At 33.6% G+C, this 19,703-nt stretch carries 20 protein-coding genes and 1 tRNA gene; 2 read left to right on the top strand and 19 right to left on the bottom strand.

Annotated features, from left to right (window positions below):
* Positions 1 to 54: 54 nt before the first annotated feature.
* The 10 genes from AAGV33_RS13390 to pdxA all read right to left on the bottom strand — a co-directional run bounded on the left by AAGV33_RS13390 (position 55) and on the right by pdxA (position 8,112).
* On the bottom strand, positions 55 to 1,404 hold the full coding sequence (locus tag AAGV33_RS13390) for a sigma-54-dependent transcriptional regulator (RefSeq protein WP_373392577.1): 1,350 nt from the start codon (positions 1,402 to 1,404) through the stop codon (positions 55 to 57).
* A gap of 209 nt (positions 1,405 to 1,613) precedes the next feature.
* Complete coding sequence (locus AAGV33_RS13395; RefSeq protein WP_373392578.1) at positions 1,614 to 1,991, bottom strand: hypothetical protein; 378 nt, start codon at positions 1,989 to 1,991, stop codon at positions 1,614 to 1,616.
* Positions 1,992 to 2,044: 53 nt separating this feature from the next.
* Complete coding sequence (locus tag AAGV33_RS13400) at positions 2,045 to 2,410, bottom strand: hypothetical protein (RefSeq protein ID WP_373392580.1); 366 nt, start codon at positions 2,408 to 2,410, stop codon at positions 2,045 to 2,047.
* 56 nt (positions 2,411 to 2,466) lie between these two features.
* Positions 2,467 to 2,838, bottom strand: coding sequence for a hypothetical protein (locus AAGV33_RS13405; RefSeq protein ID WP_373392582.1), 372 nt, complete (start codon positions 2,836 to 2,838; stop codon positions 2,467 to 2,469).
* Between the two features lie 246 nt (positions 2,839 to 3,084).
* Complete coding sequence (gene accC, locus AAGV33_RS13410; protein ID WP_373392584.1) at positions 3,085 to 4,431, bottom strand: acetyl-CoA carboxylase biotin carboxylase subunit; 1,347 nt, start codon at positions 4,429 to 4,431, stop codon at positions 3,085 to 3,087.
* A gap of 121 nt (positions 4,432 to 4,552) precedes the next feature.
* The gene (gene accB, locus AAGV33_RS13415; protein WP_373392585.1) at positions 4,553 to 5,029 is read right to left on the bottom strand and encodes an acetyl-CoA carboxylase biotin carboxyl carrier protein; all 477 of its coding nucleotides are present in this window, start codon (positions 5,027 to 5,029) and stop codon (positions 4,553 to 4,555) included.
* A 24-nt stretch (positions 5,030 to 5,053) separates the two neighbouring features.
* Positions 5,054 to 6,052, bottom strand: a complete 999-nt coding sequence (locus AAGV33_RS13420; protein WP_373392587.1) for a beta-ketoacyl-ACP synthase III — start codon at positions 6,050 to 6,052, stop codon at positions 5,054 to 5,056.
* Positions 6,053 to 6,228: 176 nt separating this feature from the next.
* On the bottom strand, positions 6,229 to 6,426 hold the full coding sequence (gene rpmF / locus AAGV33_RS13425; protein WP_073242095.1) for a 50S ribosomal protein L32: 198 nt from the start codon (positions 6,424 to 6,426) through the stop codon (positions 6,229 to 6,231).
* A gap of 9 nt (positions 6,427 to 6,435) precedes the next feature.
* Positions 6,436 to 6,978 carry a YceD family protein gene (locus AAGV33_RS13430; protein ID WP_373392589.1) on the bottom strand — a complete coding sequence of 181 codons (543 nt, stop codon included), beginning with the start codon at positions 6,976 to 6,978 and terminating at the stop codon, positions 6,436 to 6,438.
* Positions 6,979 to 7,068: 90 nt separating this feature from the next.
* A complete protein-coding gene (pdxA, locus tag AAGV33_RS13435; protein WP_373392591.1) occupies positions 7,069 to 8,112 on the bottom strand; it encodes a 4-hydroxythreonine-4-phosphate dehydrogenase PdxA in 1,044 nt (347 codons plus the stop codon).
* 56 nt (positions 8,113 to 8,168) lie between these two features.
* Here pdxA and AAGV33_RS13440 point away from each other — a divergent pair, with 56 nt between their 5' ends.
* Positions 8,169 to 8,756 (top strand): riboflavin synthase, encoded by a 588-nt coding sequence (locus AAGV33_RS13440; RefSeq protein ID WP_373392592.1) that lies wholly within the window; start codon positions 8,169 to 8,171, stop codon positions 8,754 to 8,756.
* Between the two features lie 41 nt (positions 8,757 to 8,797).
* Here the strand turns inward: AAGV33_RS13440 and AAGV33_RS13445 are convergent, their stop codons facing one another.
* From AAGV33_RS13445 to AAGV33_RS13465, 5 genes are all read right to left on the bottom strand, one after another.
* Complete coding sequence (locus AAGV33_RS13445) at positions 8,798 to 9,124, bottom strand: hypothetical protein (RefSeq protein ID WP_373392593.1); 327 nt, start codon at positions 9,122 to 9,124, stop codon at positions 8,798 to 8,800.
* Between the two features lie 101 nt (positions 9,125 to 9,225).
* Positions 9,226 to 9,299, bottom strand: a tRNA-Ile gene (locus AAGV33_RS13450).
* A 134-nt stretch (positions 9,300 to 9,433) separates the two neighbouring features.
* Entirely contained in the window at positions 9,434 to 9,835 is a 402-nt protein-coding gene (mce, locus tag AAGV33_RS13455) for a methylmalonyl-CoA epimerase (protein WP_373392595.1), read from the bottom strand.
* A 12-nt stretch (positions 9,836 to 9,847) separates the two neighbouring features.
* Positions 9,848 to 12,136, bottom strand: coding sequence for a hypothetical protein (locus tag AAGV33_RS13460; protein WP_373392596.1), 2,289 nt, complete (start codon positions 12,134 to 12,136; stop codon positions 9,848 to 9,850).
* A complete protein-coding gene (locus tag AAGV33_RS13465) occupies positions 12,096 to 13,100 on the bottom strand; it encodes a hypothetical protein (RefSeq protein ID WP_373392598.1) in 1,005 nt (334 codons plus the stop codon). The genes AAGV33_RS13460 and AAGV33_RS13465 overlap by 41 nt, the downstream gene beginning before the upstream one ends.
* Positions 13,101 to 13,251: 151 nt before the next feature.
* On the opposite strand from AAGV33_RS13465, the gene AAGV33_RS13470 reads away from it, so the two are divergent.
* A complete protein-coding gene (locus AAGV33_RS13470; RefSeq protein WP_373392599.1) occupies positions 13,252 to 14,907 on the top strand; it encodes an Ig-like domain-containing domain in 1,656 nt (551 codons plus the stop codon).
* 2 nt (positions 14,908 to 14,909) lie between these two features.
* On the opposite strand, the gene AAGV33_RS13475 is transcribed toward AAGV33_RS13470, so the two are convergent.
* The 4 genes from AAGV33_RS13475 to AAGV33_RS13490 form a co-directional block, all read right to left on the bottom strand.
* Complete coding sequence (locus AAGV33_RS13475; protein WP_373392600.1) at positions 14,910 to 15,674, bottom strand: amidohydrolase; 765 nt, start codon at positions 15,672 to 15,674, stop codon at positions 14,910 to 14,912.
* Positions 15,675 to 15,713: 39 nt separating this feature from the next.
* A complete protein-coding gene (locus AAGV33_RS13480; protein ID WP_373392601.1) occupies positions 15,714 to 16,628 on the bottom strand; it encodes a helix-turn-helix domain-containing protein in 915 nt (304 codons plus the stop codon).
* 243 nt (positions 16,629 to 16,871) lie between these two features.
* On the bottom strand, positions 16,872 to 17,618 hold the full coding sequence (locus AAGV33_RS13485; protein ID WP_373392602.1) for a succinate dehydrogenase/fumarate reductase iron-sulfur subunit: 747 nt from the start codon (positions 17,616 to 17,618) through the stop codon (positions 16,872 to 16,874).
* A 75-nt stretch (positions 17,619 to 17,693) separates the two neighbouring features.
* On the bottom strand, positions 17,694 to 19,694 hold the full coding sequence (locus AAGV33_RS13490; protein WP_373392603.1) for a fumarate reductase/succinate dehydrogenase flavoprotein subunit: 2,001 nt from the start codon (positions 19,692 to 19,694) through the stop codon (positions 17,694 to 17,696).
* Positions 19,695 to 19,703: the final 9 nt, after the last annotated feature.

Here is a 19,703-nt window from a genome sequence, read left to right on the forward strand (position 1 = left end):
ACTTTAATGCCGCTGTTTATTTAGTTTTTTTGAAATAAAACAACGGTAAATTATTTATTGAATATCGTACAATTTGAGTTTATTGTACAAGGTTTTTCGGGTGATTTTCAACAATTTGGCAGCTTCAGATTTGTTGTTTTTAGTTTTAATCAAAGCATTTTCAATGGCTTCTTTTTCATTTTCAGATAAAGAAAAAGAATCGGTTTTGGATTCCCTTTTATTAAAAAATTCGACAGGTAAAACAGCACTTTCAATAAAATTGCCTTGAGTAAGCAATGTTGCTCGTTTGACACAATTTTGTAATTCTCTTAAATTTCCAGGCCAATCGTAATTTTGAAAAATAGTCACTACTTCTTTAGAAAAACCGATTACATCTTTATGCAATTGCATATTGGCTTTTTCTAAAAAGAATTCGGCAAATAAAATTAAATCTTCTTCTCTTTCAGCAAGTGAAGGCGAATGAATTGAGAATTCATTAATTCTATGGTATAAATCTTCCCGGAAATCGCCGTTTTTAACCGCTTCACGCAAATCTTCGTTTGTGGCAGTAATAATTCGAATATCGACCTCAATTTCTTTATTACTACCCACAGGTTTTATCTTACGTTCCTGCAAGGCGCGGAGCAATTGAATTTGGTTTTCATAAGATAAATTTCCTATTTCATCTAGAAAGAGTGTTCCTCCATTAGCCGCTTCAAAATAACCTATTTTATCCGAAATAGCTCCGGTAAAAGATCCTTTTAAATGTCCAAAAAACTCGCTTGCGGCTAATTCTTTTGGAATAGCACCACAATCCACCGCTATAAAATTATTTTCCTTTCGACGACTTTGATGATGAATACTTTGAGCAATTATTTCTTTTCCAGTTCCGCTTTCGCCAATAATTAAAACCGATATATCCGTTGGACTTACCAGTTTAATGTGCTCGGATAATTTCTTAGAAGCGGCAGAAATTCCTTGAACATATTCAACCGTTGTTGTACTTTCCTTAACCGCTTTTTTAGTGGATTTTTGAACTGGATTTGCTTCCACATCTGTTTCTGGTTCCATTGCAAGGGCATTAGAAATAACAACTAAAACCTCATCAGGATTAAAAGGCTTCGAAATATAATCGGAAGCACCATTTTTAATGGCTTTAACAGCTGTACTAACTTCAGAATAACCAGTCATTAAAACCACTGGAATATGTGGATAAGCTGATTTAAACTCTGCTAATAATTCTATCCCATCAGCATCTGGTAATCGTAAATCGGTCAAAATCAAATCAAATGTTTCGTTTTGAATTGCCAATCGGGCTTCGGTTGCAGAAAAAGCGATACTAACCGCATAATTATTTTTGGTTAGAAACTTTTCTAATAATTTGCAAAACGAAATATCATCTTCAATAATTAAAATCTTGGACATCAGACAGGAACTTTTTATGCTAAATTAAGACTAAAATTATTGTATTTTCACAAAATTATGCAAAAAAAAGAAGGCTGCCCTCCCGGACAACCTTCTTTAAAAAACAATAAGCTAATTCGCGTGCTTATTTTTTCAACCAGTTCCCAACAACACCTGTGCAAACAGTAGCCGTTTGGTCTTTAACTGTATTTTCTAATTTTATATTCTTTTTAATTATTTTGAATCCAGTTTCCTGATTCGTCAGCATACAAAGCACCTTCTTTGTCGCCAACTTTAACTTCTAATTTGTATTCTTTTTTATCATTTATAGAAGCCTTGTTAAGCTCTGCTTCTGGAAAAGCTTTCTTTAAAGCTTCAGTAACTGCAGCTGGTACTTCTTCTGTTTTGATTTCAGTGAATGCAGTTGTAGTAGATGTTGCTTCCTCCGCTGTAGTTGCTTGTTCAGCTGGTGCTGTTTGATCTACAGGAGCTGCTTGCTCTGCTGGAGTAGTTTGTTCTGTTGGAACTGCATTTTCTTCTTGCGCTTGAGCGTTCATTGTGGTTAAACTTCCTAATACAATTGCGGCTGATAAGATTAACTTTTTCATAATGTGTATATTTAAATTGTTATAATTATTTGAGATTTATGATGGTGAAATTTTTAGTTTTTTTCAATCCATTTTCCTGTTTCGTCAGCATATAAAGCACCTTCTTTATCATCAACTTTAACTTCTAATTGGTACTCTTTTTTATCATTTACAGAAGCCTTAGTTAAAACTGCGTCTGGAAAAGCTTTCTTTAATGCTTCAGTTACAGCAGCTGGAACTTCTTCTGTTTTAATTTCAGTATAAGCATCTACTTCTTGTGCTACTGTAGCTTGTTCAGATGGAGCGGCTTCTGCTGCTGGAGCGGCTTGCTCAGTTTGAGTAGTTTGTTCTGCTGGTGTTGCATTTTCTTCTTGCGCTTGAGCGTTCATTGCGGTTAAACTTCCTAATACAATTGCGGCTGATAAGATTAACTTTTTCATAATGTGTTTATTTAAATGTTATAATTTTTTTTAGTCTTGCGACCATGAGTTTTTAATTATTTTTGAATCCAGTTTCCTGATTCGTCAGCATATAATGCTCCTTCATTTTCACCAACTTTCACTTCTAATTGGTATTCTTTCTTACTGTTAATTGAAGCTCTATTCAAAACTGCTTCTGGATAAGCTTTCTTTAATGCTTCGGTTACTGCAGCTGGAACTTCTTCTGTTTTAATTTCAGTGTAAGCTTCTGCTGCTGGAGTTGCTTGCTCGGTTGCTGCTTGTTCAGCGGGAGCTGCCTCTGCTGCTGGAGCGGCTTGTTCTGTTTGTGCTGGTTGCTCTGCTGGTGTTGCATTTTCTTCTTGCGCTTGAGCGTTCATTGCTGTTAAACTTCCTAATACGATTGCGGCTGATAAGATTAATTTTTTCATAATGTGTATATTTAAATTGTTATTGATGTTTTACACTTGTGACAACGAAATTATTGTACCAGTATTTTTTTGGAATGCCAAAAAACAAAAACACATTGATTTACAGCGTATTAAAAAATAAACACAATTTTGTATACACTGTAAAGCTGTGTAAAATGAGAACAAATTGTATCCTTTTTACACACTTTGACCCACAAAAAAAGCCGCACATCACTGTACGGCTTTTGATTTTATCAATAAAAAACTTTATTCTGGATCATTCATTTTAAAAGTATCCATAAAAGCAGTAGTATAATCCCCCGCTATGTAACGAGGATCATCCATTAATTGTCTGTGAAAAGGAATGGTTGTTTTGATTCCTTCAATTACAAACTCGTCTAGTGCTCTTCTCATTTTACTAATTGCTTCCTCACGAGATTGAGCAGTAGTAATCAATTTAGCAATCATCGAATCGTAATTTGGCGGAATAGTATAACCTGAATATACGTGAGTATCTAAACGTACTCCGTGACCTCCTGGCATGTGTAATGTAGTAATTTTTCCTGGCGAAGGTCTAAAATCATTATAAGGATCTTCGGCATTGATACGGCATTCGATAGCGTGTAATTCTGGTAAATAGTTTTTACCTGAAATTGGAATCCCAGCTGCTACCATAATTTGCTCACGAATTAAATCGTAATCAATTACTTGTTCTGTAATAGGATGTTCCACCTGAATACGCGTATTCATTTCCATGAAATAGAAATTACGGTGTTTATCTACTAAGAACTCAACTGTTCCAGCACCTTCGTATTTAATATACTCGGCTGCTTTTACTGCTGCTTCTCCCATTGCTTGACGCAATTCGTCAGTCATAAATGGTGAAGGCGTTTCCTCTGTTAATTTTTGATGACGTCTTTGTACCGAACAGTCTCTTTCAGAAAGGTGACATGCTTTTCCATAAGAATCTCCTACAACCTGGATTTCGATATGACGTGGTTCTTCAATTAATTTTTCAAGATACATGCCATCGTTACCAAAAGCGGCAGCTGACTCTTGACGAGCACCTTCCCAAGCTTTTAACAAATCTTCTTCTTTCCAAACAGCACGCATTCCTTTACCACCACCACCAGCGGTAGCTTTTAGCATTACAGGAAAACCGAATTCTCTAGAAAGTTCTAAAGCTTGTTCGTAAGATTCTAGAATACCTACTGAACCCGGAACACAAGGAACACCAGCTTCAATCATTGTTGATTTTGCAGAAGCTTTGTCTCCCATTCTGTCAATCATTTCAGGCGCAGCTCCAATGAACTTAATACCGTGCTCTTGACAAATTTTTGAAAATTTAGAATTTTCAGAAAGGAAACCGTATCCTGGATGAATTGCATCAGCATTTGTAATTTCGGCTGCAGCAATAATATTTGACATTTTCAAATAGGATAAGTTGCTTGGCGGAGGTCCAATACAAACCGCTTCGTCAGCAAACTTTACATGCAAACTTTCTGCATCGGCAGTAGAGTAAACAGCAACTGTTTTAATTCCCATTTCTTTGCAAGTTCTAATTACACGAAGTGCAATTTCTCCTCTATTTGCAATTAATATTTTTTTAAACATCTTTTAAAAGTTAGAAGTTAGAAATTAGAAGTTAGAAGTCAAGAATGCAATTGATTTGAATCTAAATGTTGATTAAGGTTCAAATCTGCAATCTAAAATCTGTAAATCTAAAATCTTAAATTTATGATGGATCTACTAAGAATAATGGTTGATCAAATTCAACTGGAGACATATCATCAACTAATATTTTAACGATTTTTCCAGAAATTTCAGATTCGATTTCATTAAATAATTTCATCGCTTCTACAACACAAAGTACATCACCTTTAGCAATAGAAGTTCCTACTTCAACAAACATTGGTTTGTCTGGAGATGGTTTTCTATAGAAAGTACCAATCATTGGCGATTTTATAGTAATGAATTTTGAATCTTCAGCTACTGGTGCTGCTGCAACTGGTGTTGTTGCAACTGGAGCCGCTGCTATAATTTGTTGTGCTGGTGCCTGAGCTGGCATTTGTTGTACATAAGTTGGCTCTGGAGCAGTGCTTTCTAATGTTGTTCTAATGGTAATTTTAACATCATCCATTTCTAACTTTACCTCGGCAACACCAGAATTAGATACAAATTTGATTAGGTTCTGAATTTCTTTTAAATCCATAATATTTGTGATTTTAGTTTAAATTTATTTTTTGTCGTATGCCCATTTTAGATAAATAGAACCCCAAGTGAATCCTCCTCCAAATGCAGCAAAAATAATAGTATCTCCTTTTTTAAACAAATGTTCAAAATCATTTAAAACCAGAGGCAAGGTTGCTGATGTGGTATTTCCATATCTTTCAATATTCATTAAAACCTTAGATTCCTCTAAATTCATTCGGTTTGCAGTAGCGTCAATGATACGCTTATTAGCCTGATGTGGAACTAAATAATTAACATCTTCGTTAGTAAGATTGTTTCTTTTAAGGATTTGTTCACTTGCGTCGGCCATATTGGTTACAGCATATTTAAATACCGTTTTTCCATCTTGTCTAATACTATGTCTTTTTTCCTCAACGGTTTGGATAGTTGTAGGATGAAGAGATCCTCCTGCATCAATTTTCAAGAAATCACGACCTATACCATCACTTCTTAAATATTCATCTTGCAATCCTAAACCTTCAAAATTAGGTTCGAATAGTACTGCTCCTGCTCCATCTCCAAAAATGATACATGTTGTTCTATCAGTATAATCCACAATAGATGACATTTTATCGGCACCTATTAATAATACTTTTTTATATCTTCCTGATTCAATGTAGGCTGCTGCGGTAGACATTCCGTATAAAAAACTGGAACAAGCGGCTTGTAAATCGTAAGCAAAGGCATTTGTTGCACCTATTTGGGTTGCAACATAAGCTCCTGTTGCTGAAACTTGCATATCTGGTGTGGCCGTTGCCATTAAAACCAAATCAATTTCTAAGGGATCTATATTGGCTTTAGCGATTAAATCTTCAGCTGCTTTTATTGCTAAATAAGAGGTTCCTTTATCAGCATCTTTCAAAATCCTTCTTTCTTTTATTCCTGTACGCGAAGTAATCCATTCGTCGTTTGTGTCCACCATGGTTTCCAGAACTTGGTTTGAAAGCACAAAATCTGGAACATAAGCTCCAACTGCAGTAATTGCGGCCGTAATTTTATTCATTTTATTCGGATATTTTCCCTTCTATTACTATACAAAAGGAAACGTTTAAAAAGGGGTTAAAAATACAAAAAAAATCTAAACCCTTTATCTTTAAAAACTTCTTATTTAGCGAAAATCATAAACAACAAAAAACTCTCACATAGTGTGAGAGTTCTCGTATTATCTATAAAAACGTATTATGCAAAAGTAGCTTCTGACTTATCAATAACCACTTGTCCTCTGTAATACATTTTCCCTTCGTGCCAGTAAGCTCTGTGGTATAAATGCGCTTCTCCAGTAATAGGACAAGTAGCGATTTGTGCTACTGTAGCTTTATAATGTGTTCTTCTCTTATCTCTTCTTGTTTTCGAGATTTTTCTTTTAGGATGTGCCATTTTACTATATTATTTATCCGTTAATAGTTGCTTTAATTTGTCCCAGCGTGGGTCTATATTCTCTTCTTTATCTTCTTTTTTTACTTCTTCTTTGACTTGTAATTCTTTCAGTTTATCTAAAGCTTCTGTTTTTAAACTTCCGTCTTTAACTCCTGGATGAACTCGTTTTAGAGGAACAGAAAGCGCAATCATCTCATAAATATATTGTATTATATCTATTTCAAATTCGCCGAAAGGCAAAATCAACAGCTCTTCGTTATCATTATTAAACTCTTCTCCAAAACGAACGATTAATTTCATTTTACCTTTAATTGGTAAATCAAAATCTTCTCCCGTTAAATCGCAAGGAACATTAACTGTGCCTTTGTGCTTAAACTCTAACTCAAGCATATTGCTTTTCTTATCTAAAACTACCGTTACTTTGATATCTGAATTTTGAAATTCATCATAATCAAAGTTCTCAAAGAACGCATTATTTATTTGATACTCAAAATGATGTTTCCCTAGCTTTAAGCCTACGAAAGGAATTAAAAATTCTTTTGTCCTATTCATTTCCACAAAATTTTGCCCGTAACTTCGGGAGTGCAAAGATATAAAATTATTGTAAATCCAATAACGTTATCAATCTTTTTTTATTTACATTTATTTTTCTCTAACTTTTAGCGGCTTTTCGGTGATTTCTTCATACTGAATCCTTGAAGAATAGACATCTATAGCCAAATATACTGCTTCTTTAAACGAATTATAATCAGCAATTCCTTTACCAGCGATATCATAAGCAGTCCCGTGATCTGGCGAAGTTCTAATCTTATCTAAACCAGCAGTAAAATTAACTCCTTTTCCAAAAGACAAAGTCTTAAAAGGAACCAAACCCTGATCATGATAAGTCGCAATTACTGCATCAAATTTTTCGTAATGTCCACTTCCGAAAAAACCATCTGCTGCAAAAGGACCAAAAACCATTGTTCCTTTGTCAAACATTTTTTTCAAAACCGGCTTAATCAATTCTTCGTCTTCTTTACCAATAACTCCTCCGTCTCCACAATGTGGATTCAGGCCTAAAACGGCAATTTTAGGATTATTGATACTAAAATCACGAATTAACGACTTTTTTACGGTCATTATTTTTTTAACAATTAAGTCTTCAGTCAATCGGGAAGCCACTTCATTAATTGGCACATGATCTGTCAACAAACCCACTCTCAAATTATCCTGAACCATAAACATTAAAGCATCTCCATCCAATTCCTGCTCCAAATAATCCGTATGACCTGGAAATTTAAATTCTTCCGATTGAATGTTGTATTTATTTATAGGCGCTGTTACCAAAACATCAATCAAACCCTCTTTCAAAGCTTTTGTAGCAGCAACAAAAGATTTAATAGCATATTCGCCTACTTTTTCATCATTTGTACCCAAATTCAAATCGACACCTTCTTTCCAAACATTCAAGACATTGATTTTCCCAACAACAACTTGGTCTAGTCTATCAATTCCATGAAGCACAACAGCCGAATCTAAATTTCGTTTTATAAAAGACAAAATCTTTACATTAGCAAAAATTACTGGTGTACACAGCTCTAACATTCGAACATCTTCAAATGTTTTAAGAATAACCTCGCTTCCAATACCATTTAAATCTCCAATCGAAATTCCTACGATAATATTTTCTGCTTTTTTAATCATATCCACAAGTTTTTATTGCTAATTTTGAGCTGCAAATTTAGTAAAATAAAACAAGAATGTTTACAGGAATCATAGAAACCCTTGGAACCATCCAAGAATTAAAAAAAGAGAAAGACAATATCCACATAACAATAGACGCTGCCATCACAACTGAACTCAAAATAGATCAAAGCGTAGCTCATAATGGAGTTTGCCTTACTGTGGTAGCCATAAAAAACAACAGCTACACCGTAACCGCTATTGACGAGACCATAAAAAAGACCAATTTAGGAGAATGGCAAGAGGGCGATTTAGTAAATCTAGAAAGAGCTATGAAACTAGGCGATCGATTAGACGGTCATATTGTACAAGGCCACGTGGATCAAACCGGAACCTGCATAGACATTCAAGAAACCAATGGAAGCTGGCTTTACACCTTTGAATACGACGACAAACTAAACAACATCACTATAGAAAAAGGTTCTATTACCGTAAACGGAGTAAGTTTAACTGTTGTAAATTCGAAGAAAAATGAATTTAGCGTAGCGATTATCCCTTACACGCACGAACACACTAATTTTAAAAATTTTAAAGTAGGTTCTAAAATCAATCTTGAATTTGACGTTATAGGAAAATATGTTTCCCGACTGAATCAATTAAGATAATCCATAAAACAAAAAAACTCCAATTTACATTGGAGTTTTTTTTATGTTTTTATTCTTCTGGCTATTACAAAAGAAGCAAGTGCAACACCCGCTACCATCGAAATATAAATGTAAATAGAATTATCGACTGGAACTGTATCCGCACAATATGAACCAGGTTCTTCAGTCTCAGCAGCTATACAATCCAACCATTGCTGAGAAGGATTACCATTTTCGTCTTCCCCTTCAAACTCCCTACAACAACCATCACTTGGAGAAGGAGGAACACCTCCTGGATAACCTGGAGGAGAAGGAGTATCTGCCAAAACAACAAATCCAACAAACAAGCAGCTTATTAAAAAAACATATTTATTCAATATTCTCCTCATGAATTTAAAATCTCTTAGTTAAAACAAAGATATACCATTTAATAAACATCCCCAAAAGAAAAACCCCTTTAAAACGTTAATTTTAAAGGGGTTTGCAATTGTGGTCCCACCTGGGCTCGAACCAGGGACCACCTGATTATGAGTCAGGTGCTCTAACCAGCTGAGCTATAGGACCAGTTAAGAGGTTGCAATATTACTACTATTTTTTGATTGCTCCAAATATTTTTGACTTAGTTTTTATACGACTATACTATTAAAAAAAGTCTCAACAGAAACTTACTGATTATTAGAATTGTATCTTTTAAAAAATCATTTAATACTTTGACACAATTCTATCAAAACACCGTTAGTAGTTTTTGGATGTAAAAAAACTACTAATTTGTTATCGGCTCCTTTTTTAGGAATTTCATTCAAAATAACAAATCCTTCTTTTTTTAATCTTTGGATTTCTTCTTCAATATTAGCTACTTCAAAAGCAATATGATGGATTCCTTCTCCTTTTTTAGCTATAAATTGAGCAATCACACTATCTTCAGAGGTTGCCGCCAAAAGCTCTATTTTATTAGTATCACTTTTAAAAAACGAAGTCAAAACTCTTTCGTTTTCTACTTCTTCTTGTTTATAGGGAGCAACGCCTAATAGTTTTTCGAACAATGCATTCGACACCGTCATATCATTTACAGCAATACCTATATGATCTATTTTTTTCATTTGACAGCAATATTATTGATTAACATAGGTATTAAAATAACCACATTCTCTAATCACATCCTGATAATATTTAGTATCTGAATATTCATTTTGCAAAAGCTTAAATCCATTCCAGGCTAAAAAATTCACTTTATCTCCATAAAAACTCCAGTAATCTTTATTTTGGAAATAATACCTCTCATTGTAAAAATCATTTCGCTCGCATTTCGCTAATAAATAAATGCATTTTGCTTTTTGTTCTTTGTTAGTTGCAGCAGCTAACGCCTTTTGATAATACATTTTCGAAACTGAACAATCCACAATCATTTTTTTAATCGATTCTCTAAAATAAGTTGGACTAGAACCATAACCTACAATACTAATTTCATAAAACGTTCGTGCATTACCAAAATGAGAAATATTATAAAAAGCGTTTCCTAACAACAAACTATTATTATAAACGTCTTCATTTTTAACCACTTTATCCTGCATTTCTTTTATCAAAGTTAAAAATTGTATTTGAGTAAATTTTCTTTTTTGATAAGCCGCATGCTCGCAATCGTGGCAATCTTTTATGTTTCCATTAAACGGATTTCCTAAGAAAACATGGTGTTGCAAACTATCCGTTTCTTTCATAAAAGCAATTGCTTCAGGGATTTTATTAGCAAAAGTTGCTTTTACCGCTTGAAAAGCACTAATGTCTCTGAGTTTTAGCCCATAAATACTTTCGGCAATTTTTTCCATCTCCGTCTTATTCGACTTTAACAAAAAACCTTTCATTGCTTGCAAGTTTTGTTCCTTATCATAAAAAGAATTTTGCTTTCCTGTATAATCATAATTGGATCGCGAAAACAACTCAGCCATAACCACATTCTTTTGTGTTTCATACAAAGAAGACAAATACGTCTTACTCCAACTAGACGCATTTTGGTAACGAAAATCTTCTAGATTTTTATTTGGTAATTCGTTATACAACCAATTCAAATCTTTTAAAATAGTTTTTTCGGAAACGGAATTGATTTGTGTTATTTTATTCAAATTATTCACAAATCGCAACAATCGCAACTGACTGGAAGCTAATTCTGTTTTTGGTAATTTGGTTTCAACAGCAGCATAAATTTCATCTGCTTTAGTATAATTTCCATTCAAAGTTTGTAAATATCCAAGAGCCACATTCCACAAATACGGTTCGTTTGTGCTATTTGAAGCAGCAATTTTCGAAACTAAATCAAAAGTGGATTTATCTAATTTGGTTTTTTGTAATTCTTTGTTTTCGGCAATGGATTTATCTTTATAATTTACCTGCATTTTATTTTCCTGATTATTAATTAATCGAGTCAATAAATAATTTAGATGTTCGCTTGAAGGATCTAATTCGAAAATTTTAGCAATTGCCGTTTCTTCATCTTTATAATAGCCATGAATAGCCCAAAGTGCCGCTTTCTCGGGATTATTTTTCGCTAATGCTAAAGATTGATTCCAATCGGCTTCATCCTGCGGGCGAAAACTATATGCTGCCACAACACGCATTTCCGGACATTTATCAAAAACCTGGCTGTACAAATAATTAGAAGTGGAATAGTTTTTTTGCTTATGATGAATCCCGGCCAAATAACTAACTGCTCTATAATACAAAGTGTTTTTAGGAACCGCAGCCGCTGTCTTATTAAAAAAATCGATGGCTTTTTGCTTATCATCACTATAAAAATAGGCTTTGATGGTTTGAAACCAATACCTGTTTTTTAGAAACACATCTTTTGTTTTATTGTATTTATTTTCAATCTCATTAATTATTTCCAAGTTAGCAAAACTCTTGTAAACAACAGGATCATAACTCCAACTATTTTTCACAACAGAAACATCTTCAACATGCTGAGCCAAGTACAAAAAGTTTATAAACTCTTTAGTCTTTGCATCTTTCAAATCTATTTTTGAAGCAAAACCTATAGAAGATTCATTTTTATTCTTGGTCTTAAAAAAGAAATACAATTCCTCAACCTTAATCTTTCTATTATTATCCAATAAAAAAGACTTAACCTCGTCAGGATTCATTTTGTCTTTTAAATACAATTGCCAGTCAGATACAATTTGATCGTTAAAACGCGAATTGTGTTCGTCATCAAAACCAATTTTATAAAAAACTTCTCCCGACAAAAACAACGGCGAATAAGATTTGTCTACAAAAATCTCTGGTGTGAAATTAGAATTGTAATACCAATCTTCAAACCAATCGCCACCACCACAAGCATAAATCACACTGTAAGTAAACAATAATACAGTACTAGAAACAAGAAACAACTTGTTCAAAAATAGTTTTTTCATAATTTTTTATATTGAATTCGTCTAAGTCGTAAAAAATAATTTCTTTAGGTTGTACTGCCGAATTTTCGCTTAAATCTTCCGCCATTTCCTTTAAATCCTTCTTCGAAATGGCTTCAATTTTTAATTCATCTCCTTTTTTATAAAAAGTTCCATTTCGATAATTAGGAGTATTGACAACAAAATTTGTTTCATCTTTTAACGTAAAATTTTTATCTTTTTGCAAATCTAAAACACTCATTTTACTTCGCAATCCTATTACTTTATTATTTCGAATATGAATTCCCCAGGAATAAATAGGCAAAGCAAAATTTAGAGCCAACGGATATTTTTTCAAACTTTTAATATAACGTTCGGCAATGCTTCTGTCGTATATTGAATTTGGAGAATTCACAGCAATATTTCCCATATTGTAATACATCAAAACTCCTGAATCTACATTAGGAATAGCGGTTTTTTCGAAATATTTAATTTGGTGTAAACGAATGGTAGCCGATAATTTTTTATCCGACATTTGCTTGAAAGATTCCATAAATTGCAAATAATTATCCTTGCTGTTCAAGGTCCAATCGCAATCAATTTGAATTTCTTTGCACGAAAATCCGTTTTTAGTATTTATTAGATTTACAAAATCGAAAGTTTGTTTTGCTAATTTTTCAACATCCAAATTAGACTTCAACATCACTTTATTTTTGATAAAAACTACTGGAACAATTTCCTTTATATTTGGTTTTTCGAGAAAATGAATCGGACTTACTGGAAAAGCTTCCTCTGTTTTTGGATGTAAATCAATATCAAAATACCGAATGTAAATTTTCTGAACCGCATTATCTTCTACTGTTTCTTTTTCTAATTTCGACAAAGAAAAATTAGTTTTCCAATAATAGAAAGAAACAACAGGATGCTCTTTTCGACTACACGAAACAGTAAACAAAAACAACATCAGATAAAGAAAATATTTTTTCAAAAAAGAAGAATTAAAATAAGTCCAACAAATGTAAGAAATTCAATCAAACTAACTAGAGTAAATTCAAATTGGATTCCCAATAATTCGCTAAAAAATTTCGCTTAGCGAAAATATAATCGTTATTTTGTGCAATTAAATTTTCATTATAATCATGTTGAAAAACACCTCAAAATACATTTTATTTTTATTCGCAGTTTTAATTTTTAGTTGTGCCAAAAGAGGTAGTATTACTGGCGGACTAAAAGACACCATTGCTCCAAGTTTAAGAACAAGCTTTCCTGAGAATTTCAACACTAATTTCAAAGACAAACAAATCAAATTGGAATTTGACGAAATTGTAATTCTAAAAAACATTCGAAAACAATTAGTGATTTCGCCACCAATGAAAAATGACCCGCTCATTATTCCTACCACTGCCAGCAAAATCATTACTATAAAAATGATAGATACTCTAAAACCCAACACAACCTACAGTTTTAATTTTGGACAAAGTATAACTGATAATAATGAAGGTAATCCATTAAATCAGTTTAAATACGTGTTTTCAACTGGAGATTATATTGACTCTTTAGCTATTGGTGGAAAAGTAAAATATGCTTACGAAAAAGAACCAGAATCGTTTATTTCGGTAATGCTTTATGAAGTGAATGATGCATATAATGATTCTATTATTTACAATGATCCTCCAAGATATATTACTAACACTTTGGACAGTTTAAAAACCTTTAGCCTGGAAAATCTTAAAGCAGGAAAATATAAATTAATTGCTATAAAAGATCTTAACAGCAACAATAAGTTTGATCCTAAAACCGAGAAAATAGGTTTCATTAAAGACTTTATCACAATCCCAAACGACACTTTATACGAAATAGAATTATTCCAGGAAAATATTCCTTTTAAAGCTTTTAAACCAACTCAAGAGACAGGGAACAGATTATTGATGGGCTACGAAGGAAAAATAGCAGACACGAATTCTATACCTAAAATCACACTTAAACACAACAACGATATACTACCTAACATTGTGACTAAAATGCCTAAAAAAGATTCGCTCCAAATTTGGTACAAACCCATAAAAACCGATTCTTTAAACGTAGAAGTTACTCAAAATAATTACAATAAAAGCTTTGTTTTAAAAACAAGAAGTAACAAAAAAGACAGTCTAAATATCAGCCCGATAAGTCCTGTTAGCTTTAAAGATCTTTTTGGTTTAGAATCCTCAACACCCTTAGTTAAATTTGATGAGTCAAAAATAAAATTAATGAATGCTGATTCTACTGATGTAAAATTCACTACAAAGTATGATGTGTTTACTCAAAAATTGTTTCTTGATTTCAAAAAAGAAGTTGCTGAAAAATATACGATTGATATCCTTCCAGGTGCAATAACGGATTTTTACGATCAAACAAATGACACACTAAATTACCAAATAAGCACCAAGGAACTAGAAAACTACGGGAATTTGAAAGTGAAATTAGAAAATGTAAAATCTTTTCCAGTTATTATCGAATTGCTAAAATCCACAGGAGATGTAGTTGTTAGCGAATATATCGAATCAGATACTGTGATTAATTTCAATCTTCTGGATCCAACCCAATTCACTCTTCGAGCCATTTACGACACCAACAAAAACAAGAGATTTGATCCCGGAAGTTTTTTAGAAAACAAATATGCTGAAGAAGTCATTTATTTTTCTGGAGAAATCGATGTTAGAGCTAACTGGGATGTGGAACAACCTTTTGACTTAAGCATTCCCTACACGCCTCCCATCAAAAAAGACGACAAAAACAAGAAGAAAACACGATAACATTAAAGTAACTCAAACGAATCTTTATCGTTTAAAAAACCCATTTTATTTCTTGTAACAAGCATTTTTTCGCGGTCTAAAGCGACTAAAAACACATTTTCATATTCATTAGGTCCCAATAAATATTCGCCTAAACAGTCTATTACCTGGCTGTGTCCAGAATATAGATGTTCATTGCCATCAACACCTATTCTATTTACAGCTGCAACATAACTCATGTTTTCGATAGCTCGCGCTTTAAGTAGTGCGTCCCAAGCATTGATTCTTTTATCAGGCCAACTCGCCACATACAGTAACAAATCGTAATTTTCAGTATTTCTGGAAAAAACCGGAAAACGCAAATCATAACAAACCATGGGGCAAATTTTCCAATCTAAATAATCTACAATTAATTTCTGGTTGCCTGCTGTATAGACCTTTTCTTCGCCAGCCAGCGTAAACAAATGCCTTTTATCATAAAACTGAATTTCACCCGAAGGAAAAACAAAAAGCATTCTGTTATAAAAATTACCCAATTCTTCAATAACCAAGCTTCCAGTTATAGCTGTTTTTTGGGCTTTCGCCAAAGATTGCATCCACAACACCGTTTCGCCCTGCATAGTTTCAGCAACAGCGCCAGGATTCATTGTAAAGCCTGTAGAAAACATTTCAGGAAGAATAACTAAATCTACTTTTTCAGTAATAACATTTATTTTTTCTTCGAAATAGTTTCTATTCGCTTTTGGGTTTTCCCAAAATAAAGAGGATTGAATTAGTGCGATTTTCATTTTATAAAAGTACAAAAAAGAAATATTGTCAATATCGTTTTAGTTATTATCTATTTCAATAATAGCCTTATGCTTATTACGATTCACAGGAATCCTTCTATTTCGTATCATTTTTATAATAAGAAATAGACTTAAAAAAATAAAATAAATCCCCCAAGAATACATAGCTCCTTTTGAGTTGGAAATAAAACGAGAGCACAAAACATTCAACAATTGAGGTGACATAACAATAATTAAAAAAAATATTGTTCCTCTTTTATTATTATTAATATCTTTTTCCTCAATAAGATGATCTGATTGCAAACAATTCATTACAGCATCAATCTGATTTTTTTCAAGCACCAATCCTTTTCCTTTGACTCGACCCGATTCTACAAAATATATCTCTACTATATTATTTTGAAAAAATTTTCTAAATTTTATCTTAGTAATGGTATTAATATTAATTAAAGGTGTACCTGAACTAAAAAACATAGTATGAATAGCCATAATTAAGAAAGCAAAACCAAATGATCCCGAATATAAAACTAAGTCCATTCTTTGCATATTATAGAAAACAATAGCAAAAATGGCACTTATGGGTATTATAATAAAAAACACCATTAATGTTTTAAAAACATAAGTGACTGATTTTCTATAATCATCAACTAAGTTAATTTCGGGAGTTTTGCTAAAAACAAGTTTATCCTTAAAAAAATGAATGTATTCGTGTTTTGTTTTTAGAACTATTTTAGGCACTTCTTTTTCAGATGTAAAACCTAACAATTCATCTGGAACAACTTCTAAAACAGCTGCTATTCTTTTTAATGTTTCACCCGTAGGTATTGTTTCGCCGTTTTCAACTCTTTGAACCGTTCGCAATGATAAGCCAGCACTTTTAGCTAATTCATCTTGTGATAAAGCTTTTCTTTTTCTTAACTCTTTTACTCCTTGAGCCAAATTTTGGTTTTCCATAAATCGATTGAATAATGCTCCAAAAATAAGCGAAATCTAGTATAATAAATGGAATTCTATTATGTCATCTTTACGTCATTTTGATTTATACAGGGATTCGGGTGAGGGATAGCAGTGAAAATCCTTTTATGTAACGCAGTGGAATAAAAGATTGTAACGAATAGCCCGACCGTAGGGCACCCCCAAAATAAAAAGCGCATTCAAATCAATGAATGCGCTTTTGTAAAATATATTGAAAAAATATTATCCTTTCAAACTTGCTGACATGTACTCTCTGTTCATACGAGCAATGTTTTCTAGAGAAATTCCTTTTGGACATTCTACTTCACAAGCTCCAGTGTTTGTACAGTTACCAAAACCTTCGTCATCCATCTGGCTTACCATATTCAATACACGATCAACTGCTTCTACCTGACCTTGTGGCAATAGAGCAAATTGAGAAACTTTTGCAGCAACAAATAACATAGCCGAAGAGTTTTTACAAGTAGCTACACAAGCTCCACATCCAATACAAGTTGCAGCATCAAAAGCAGCATCAGCATCTTGTTTGTTTACTGGAATTGTATTTGCATCGATAGTGTTTCCTGAAGTGTTTACCGAGATAAATCCTCCTGCGTGTTGGATTCTGTCAAAAGAACTTCTGTCAACAACTAAATCTTTTACTACAGGGAAAGCAGCTGCACGGAATGGCTCGATAGTGATAGTATCACCATCTTTAAACATACGCATGTGCAATTGACAAGTAGTTACTCCTCTGTCTGGTCCGTGAGCTTCTCCATTGATGAATAAAGAACACATTCCGCAAATTCCTTCGCGACAATCGTGGTCAAAAGCTACTGGTTCTTCACCAGCATTGATTTGTTGTTCGTTGAATACGTCAAGCATTTCAAGGAATGACATATCAGGTTCAATTCCGTCAATTTTGTAATCGACCATTGCTCCTTTATCTTGGGCGTTTTTTTGACGCCATATTTTTAATGTAAGTTTCATACTGTTTTAGTTTGAAAGTCATAAAGTCGAATGTCTAAAGCCTGCAACTTTGGACTAGGGACTTTGGACTAATTACTATTTATAACTTCTTTGAACTAGTTTAATGTTTTCGTAATTCAGTGGTTCTTTGTGTAACACTGCATCACTTGGTTTTCCTTTGTATTCCCAAGCTGCAACGTATGCAAAGTTCTCGTCATCACGAAGTGCTTCTCCCTCTTCTGTTTGGTACTCCTCACGGAAGTGACCTCCACAAGATTCATTACGGTGTAAAGCATCTTTAGCAAACAATTCTCCTAATTCTAAGAAATCGGCAACACGAATTGCTTTTTCTAATTCTTGGTTGAATCCTTTGTCAGTCCCAGGTACTCTTACATCTTTATAAAACTCTTCACGTAAAGCAGCAATTTCAACAATAGCTTCGTTTAATCCTTTTTCGTTACGAGCCATACCTACTTTATCCCACATAATTTTACCTAATTTTTTGTGGAAGTGGTCTACTGAATGCGTTCCTTTATTATTCATAAATTTAGCAATCAATTCTTTTACACTTTTTTCAGCTTCTTCAAACTCAGGTCTATCAGTAGAAATTTCTCCCATTTTGATATCCGGAGCTAAATAATCTCCAATAGTGTAAGGCAATACGAAATACCCATCAGCCAAACCTTGCATTAAAGCAGAAGCTCCAAGTCTGTTTGCACCGTGGTCTGAGAAGTTAGATTCTCCAATAGAGAAACAACCCGGAATTGTAGTCATCAAATTATAATCAACCCAAGTTCCACCCATAGTGTAGTGAACCGCTGGGTAAATCATCATTGGTGAAGTATAAGGATCCTCATCTACAATTTTATAATACATTTGGAACAAGTTCCCGTATTTACTTTTTACAATTTCAGTACCTAATTTAGTTACTAATTTAGTATCATTAGCATCTAAACCTTTTACATAAGCTGCTTCAGTACCGTAACGTTGAATTGCCGCAGCAAAATCCAGGTAAACTGCTTCTCCTGTTTTGTTAACACCAAAACCAGCATCACATCTTTCTTTAGCAGCACGAGAAGCTACGTCACGTGGTACCAAGTTACCAAAAGCTGGATATCTTCTTTCTAAGAAATAATCTCTATCTGCTTCAGCTAAATCAGTTGCTTTTTTCTTTCCTTCACGAATAGCTTTCGCATCTTCTAATTTTGCAGGAACCCAGATACGTCCGTCATTACGAAGAGACTCAGACATCAAAGTTAATTTTGACTGATGATCTCCAGAAACTGGAATACATGTTGGGTGAATTTGAGTATAACAAGGGTTTGCGAAGAAAGCTCCTTTTTTGTGGATTTTCCAAGCCGCAGTAGCATTCGATCCCATTGCATTAGTTGATAAGAAGAAAACGTTTCCGTAACCTCCAGAACCTATAACAACTGCATGAGCTGAATGTCTTTCAATCTCACCAGTAATCAAGTTACGGGCGATAATACCTCTTGCTTTTCCGTCAATCACTACTAATTCTAGCATTTCGTGACGGTTGTACATTTTAATTTTCCCACGACCAATTTGACGGTTCATTGCAGAATAAGCTCCTAACAATAACTGTTGTCCTGTTTGCCCTTGCGCATAAAATGTACGAGAAACTAAAGTTCCTCCAAATGAACGGTTGTCCAATAATCCACCATATTCACGAGCCAATGGCACCCCTTGAGCCACACACTGGTCAATAATATTAGCAGAAACTTCAGCTAAACGGTGTACGTTTGCCTCACGAGCGCGGTAATCTCCACCTTTTACAGTATCATAAAACAATCTGTAAACTGAGTCACCGTCTCCTTTATAATTTTTTGCTGCATTGATTCCCCCTTGTGCTGCAATAGAGTGCGCACGACGTGGTGAATCCTGAAAACAAAATGCTTTTACGTTATATCCTAATTCTGCTAAAGTAGCAGCTGCAGAACCTCCAGCTAATCCTGTTCCAACAACAATAATATCTAAATTACGTTTGTTAGCAGGGTTTACTAAATTAATATGATCTTTATAATTTGTCCATTTGTCCGCAATTGGACCATTTGGAATTTTTGAATCTAATGCCATTATAATTGA

This window comes from Flavobacterium magnesitis (assembly GCF_041729735.1).
Lineage (GTDB): Bacteria > Bacteroidota > Bacteroidia > Flavobacteriales > Flavobacteriaceae > Flavobacterium > Flavobacterium magnesitis.